At 42.3% G+C, this 4,891-nt stretch carries 8 protein-coding genes; 7 read left to right on the forward strand and 1 reads right to left on the reverse strand.

Features of this window, described 5'->3' with window-relative positions; translation table 11 throughout:
* Positions 1 to 164: 164 nt before the first annotated feature.
* Entirely contained in the window at positions 165 to 1,178 is a 1,014-nt protein-coding gene (locus HMPREF3119_RS00410) for a P63C domain-containing protein (protein WP_083297232.1), read from the forward strand.
* A gap of 81 nt (positions 1,179 to 1,259) precedes the next feature.
* On the opposite strand, the gene HMPREF3119_RS00415 is transcribed toward HMPREF3119_RS00410, so the two are convergent.
* Positions 1,260 to 1,505 (reverse strand): Arc family DNA-binding protein, encoded by a 246-nt coding sequence (locus HMPREF3119_RS00415; protein ID WP_070577948.1) that lies wholly within the window; start codon positions 1,503 to 1,505, stop codon positions 1,260 to 1,262.
* 101 nt (positions 1,506 to 1,606) lie between these two features.
* Between HMPREF3119_RS00415 and HMPREF3119_RS18580 the strand changes: the two genes are divergently transcribed.
* The 6 genes from HMPREF3119_RS18580 to HMPREF3119_RS18585 form a co-directional block, all read left to right on the forward strand.
* Entirely contained in the window at positions 1,607 to 1,768 is a 162-nt protein-coding gene (locus HMPREF3119_RS18580; protein ID WP_072015124.1) for an Arc family DNA-binding protein, read from the forward strand.
* 81 nt (positions 1,769 to 1,849) lie between these two features.
* Positions 1,850 to 2,632 (forward strand): phage antirepressor N-terminal domain-containing protein, encoded by a 783-nt coding sequence (locus tag HMPREF3119_RS00420; RefSeq protein WP_070577951.1) that lies wholly within the window; start codon positions 1,850 to 1,852, stop codon positions 2,630 to 2,632.
* A 124-nt stretch (positions 2,633 to 2,756) separates the two neighbouring features.
* Entirely contained in the window at positions 2,757 to 3,107 is a 351-nt protein-coding gene (locus HMPREF3119_RS00425) for a hypothetical protein (RefSeq protein WP_070577955.1), read from the forward strand.
* The gene (locus tag HMPREF3119_RS00430; protein WP_070577958.1) at positions 3,094 to 3,456 is read left to right on the forward strand and encodes a hypothetical protein; all 363 of its coding nucleotides are present in this window, start codon (positions 3,094 to 3,096) and stop codon (positions 3,454 to 3,456) included. The genes HMPREF3119_RS00425 and HMPREF3119_RS00430 overlap by 14 nt, the downstream gene beginning before the upstream one ends.
* A gap of 71 nt (positions 3,457 to 3,527) precedes the next feature.
* Complete coding sequence (locus tag HMPREF3119_RS00435; protein ID WP_070577962.1) at positions 3,528 to 4,607, forward strand: hypothetical protein; 1,080 nt, start codon at positions 3,528 to 3,530, stop codon at positions 4,605 to 4,607.
* 62 nt (positions 4,608 to 4,669) lie between these two features.
* A partial coding sequence (locus HMPREF3119_RS18585; RefSeq protein ID WP_168162268.1) for a hypothetical protein occupies positions 4,670 to 4,891 on the forward strand: 222 nt, incomplete at its 3' end.

Genomic DNA, 4,891 nt, shown 5'->3' on the forward strand with positions numbered 1-4,891 from the left:
AGGGCAAGCGCCGGTTGGTGAGCAGGAAGAAGGCGTGATGAAGCCCCGGAAGGGGCTTATTTTTTGCTTTACTTCCTGACTCAATAACGTGCATAAATAAGTATTGCACGTTGTAACGTACATATGATAGTGTTGCACGTAAATTCACAACACGAGAATGCGTTATGACTGATAGCAAAAAAGAAAAAGTTACAGGGAAGGCCGTTGGCGGAAAGGCTAGAGCGGCAAAAATGACACTAGAAGAAAAAAAAGAAGCCGGAAGGAGAATGGCTGAGGCGAAAAAAGAAAAAGCACTATTGCCTACAGTTTTAAATGAAGGGATGTTAACTGTTGGGGATACTGAGTTGGATGTTGCTGTTTTACAGGACGGCACTCGCGTTGTGTCAGTAACTTCGATATTTTCCGCGCTTGGAAGAACTCAGCGTGGATACAAAAAAGACGTTAGTAATCAGAGGGTTATAGGTCAGATCCAAATGCCTGCTTTTATGGATGCAATGAACCTAAAACCCTTTATAACTCAAGACCTTATGGATCAGATCCCTAGGGTTAAATACAAGACTAAATCTGGGGTAGTAAAAGAAGGTCATAATGTATTAATACTGCCGCTGGTTGGCGACTTGTACTTAAGGGCAAGGGAAGCCGGAGCAATAAAAACCAAAGACCAGCTGGCTGTAGCCCATAAAGCGGAGGTGCTTGTTAGGTCGTTGGCGAAAGTTGGTGTAATTGCATTGGTTGATGAAGCCACCGGCTACCAAAGAACCCGAGAAAGGGATGCTCTGGCGAAAATGCTGGAAGCTTTTGTTGCCACTGAACTTAAGCCATGGGTAAGTACTTTCCCACCGGACTATTACGAAGGCCTTTTTAAGATATACGGACTTGACTATCCTCCTGCTGGAAGCAATAAATCGTGGCGACCTGGGTTTATTGGTAATGTGACAAATAATGTTGTTTACAGTCGATTAGCGCCAGATTTGTTGCCTGAGCTCAAGAAGGCTGCATCAAGATCTGAAAGAAAGGCCAAATTGCATCAATGGCTAACAGAAGACATCGGTCACCCGAAATTAAGGGAGCACTTGGCATCAATTGTTACATTGCTAAAAATATCAAAAACCCCAGAGCAATTTTACGATTTAGTCGACCAGGTTCACCCAAAATTAATAATGGATGAATCTGAGTAACAGCCATAATTTTAGAAATAACCCGCAATCGCGGGTTATTTTTTGTCCTCGTAAAGTTTAACCAGCGTGTCGGAAGTTGATTTATTTAGTCTCAACCACTTCTTTTAATGACGTTATTTCTTTCTCAAGGGCTTCAACTTTTTCTGCTAAATCTGAGATTGTTAAAACATGGACGTGCTCATTCTTATCAATCCAGGCCTCGATGGCAGCAATCATCTCTTGGTTTGCTGACCGGCCATTAGCTTCTGCTAGCTCAGCCACCCTGTCTTTTAGCTCTACAGGGAGACGTAGGTTTACCTGTGGATTTTTGTATTTTCTTTCTGACATGATGAGACCCGTAAGTTTTTTTACAGGATAAGTAGGTATCTATTGACTATCAATGCGTACCTACATAATATGTATGCGTACCACATACAAAAGGAGACAAAATGAAAGCACAGAGCCCATCTTCAGTGCGCTTCCCTGATGAGATTGTGATTATTTTGCGTAATTTGGCAAAAAGTAATGATCGGTCTTATAGCAAAGAGATATTAAGCCGAGTGAAGCGCACATTGAAGCAGGACGGATTACTAAGTGAATGTGACGCATAGATATATCCACATAAACGGCGAAGCCCCAGTTGCGCTAACAACTGAGGCCTCTAAATCGCCAGAAACTTCGAGGTAACTAGCATGACAAGTATATCAACAATCAACGTACCTTTCCACGGTGACAATCTGTACTTGGTGAGCTATGAAGGCCAGCCATTTGTTGCAATGCGTCCATTTATTGAGGGTATGGGGTTGGATTGGGCTTCTCAATATACAAAGATAAAACAAAGATTTAAGACCTGCGTTGTGAATATCACAATGCAGCTTCCGTGTGATAATCAGCGCCGTAGTGTGGTCTGTTTAGCACTTAAAAAGCTGACCGGCTGGCTTCATACGATCAATATCAACAAGGTGAGGCCAGAGATACGGGACAAGGTTGCCGCTTACCAAGATAAAAGCGACGATGTTCTGTATGAGTACTGGACTACCGGCGAGGTGAAGAAAAAGCCAAACTTCCGCCAGTCCACAGCGAAAGAACTCATCCCGTTACGACAGACAGCCGAACGCCTCATTGCTCACGGTGTCGGCAATATCTACCCGGACATCTGGAAGCACGTTCACGCTGAGTTCGGTGTGCAGCACATCAACGAATTGCTGCCTGAGCAAATCCCGCTGGCGATATCGTATCTGGATGCACTCGAAGGTGAGTACATTCCGAAGCAGGAAGAGCCAAATTTATCTGAAATGAATGTAAGAACTTTATACTCACATATGAAACATATCGTCTCTCTCTGCAAAGAGCAGGTATTCCCACCTCTTATTATGCTTGGGGCAAAAGTTGAGACACCACTGCGTGAGCGGATAGAGACAGCTGCATGCCTGGCATTTGCACTGTACAACGACGTAGAGAGAAAAACGAAGTAAACCCACAGGCCACGGACGGCCTTGTAATTCAGATCACACGCCGCCTCTTAACTGAGGCTTTTTGCTTTCCTTTGCACCACCAGATGATTAACATGAGGGAAACTTATCACTTCAAGTGGGCGTAATGGACGATAAAGCAAAAGAAAACGATGCGAAATTACGTAACCTTTTTTATCAGGTTACTGAGGATCGTTTGCTTAAGTTTCTCAAGGCTGTCGGTGTCGATGAGGTAAAGTGCCAGATATGTGGGAATATACATATGGCAATACCAAATGTTGCTGATGATGACGGTAAGCCATATCTGATACCCATCGATACCGATGAGGTTGTGTCATACAAAAATAAGTACTGGGTCACGAATTATAAGTATCGGCTCATATGCATGAATTGCGGCCATGAAATATACTTTAACGCATGGCCTATTACTGATTGGCTGGCAGACCAAGATAAGGAGCCGGGCAATGAGGGAGAGTAATGTTATTGAGCGAGATGTCCCTCAGTGGTTGACGAGAGCTGAACGCCACAATCATGGTGGTGGCGGCGGAGGAGGAAACATGGAAGCACGAGTGGCGAAACTTGAGTCTGATGTCAGCGATATTAAAACTACACTCACTGATATAAAAGCCGATATGAAGACAGTGCAATCAGATATCGGGACGCTAAAAACAGATGTGGCGGTCATTAAATCAAATTATGCCAAAAAAGAAGATGTAGCCTCATCTGCAAACAAAATAATCCTATGGGTGGCTGGTGCTGTGGTTTTTTCTCAGCTTGTTCCTGCAATGCCTAAAATCATAGAGGTTATTGGGAAACTTGCCAGTTGAGTGGTTGGTTTGCTCCCAATTGCTAAACTAGGGCGCTAGACTTATAAAAACTAATTATTGAGGGTGGGGATGTGAAGAAAATAATTGTTGGTGCGTTTATTTCTACTGCTATTGTGATGATTTCAGGGTGTATGCCAAAAGTTAAAAGCGCATCATTCATTGGAGATACGTTAAATTGCCAATATGCAGTTGCGAATATTGTCGATGGAGATGCTAAATTTACCGCTGGAATTACCGCAGATAGTATTTACTCATCTAATAATCAATTCGCCACAACGATGTTTAGCCGCATTGGATTTATTGAATCGCCAGTGTTAACAAAAAAAGATAACGGAGTTTTAATCTCAGAAGATGGTGAGCTAATTTTCACCATGAGTGAGGATAGGTCAAATTTCACAATTATAAATAAAGATAAAAAAGTGCTTCACCAATGGGATAAGTGTGATAGCGGGTATGGCACTAGTACAAAATCAGTGGAAACAGAAAAGAAAAACACAGATTGGATAAAAAACAGCCCAGTAACATCGGGGATGGAGTGTGATGATTATGAAGACTCAACTTTTAGTTTTGGTGATAAAACAAAATTAGTTGCTGGAAAAACTATTTTTTCAAAAAAAAGAATTTTATCCAATAGCTCAAGGGTTTGCACTGCAACAACTGACATTCATCGTGACAATAAAATGTCAGTAATGATAGTTGAAAAAGCCAAAGTAAATAACATAGATGTTTCAGTTTACCACTCTGATGGTTCTGGAAGTATAGGTGGTGATTATAGCGACAAAGCGTCTTGGCATTATGCATGCGAAAAAGATAAGATGAATGATAAAGTCGAGTGTTATATGTACCAAGGTGGCTTTTATATATTCAAAGATAGTGGTGGATACACTGTTTTGGTAGGAAAGGATCATTTCCCTGGACGAAGCGTGCAAGTTAGAATTGGGAAAGGTAAACCGTTCACGACTGGCGATAATGGCAATTTCAGTAAGACAGCATCAAAAAATATCATTAATGCGGCATTAAAAAATGACTCGATGGCAACCAGATATACTGAGTGGCCTTATGATACACCAATAGATAATGATGTTAATTTAGATTATTTCAATGATGCGCTTCAACTGCTAAATAATATCTATAGTAATTATATAAAATAGGTAATCAAGATAGTCACAAACCCTGCCACTCGGCGGGGTTTTTCATTTTAAGGAGCCGGTAAATGGCAAACGTCGGTGAAATCGTATATCAGGTGCAGATGGATGTTGCACAGTTGCTGACATCACAGCGCCAATTGGATCAGCGGCTGCAGAATATGGAGGGCGGATTTAACCGCACCGCAAACGCTGTCAATGGCACTGAGCGGTCAATGGCCTCGCTGTCGCGGGTTGCTGCATCACTGACTGCTTACTTATCTGTGTCAGCCGTTACCAGCTACGCGGAA

It is taken from the genome of Morganella sp. HMSC11D09 (assembly GCF_001807955.1).
Lineage (GTDB): Bacteria > Pseudomonadota > Gammaproteobacteria > Enterobacterales > Enterobacteriaceae > Morganella > Morganella morganii.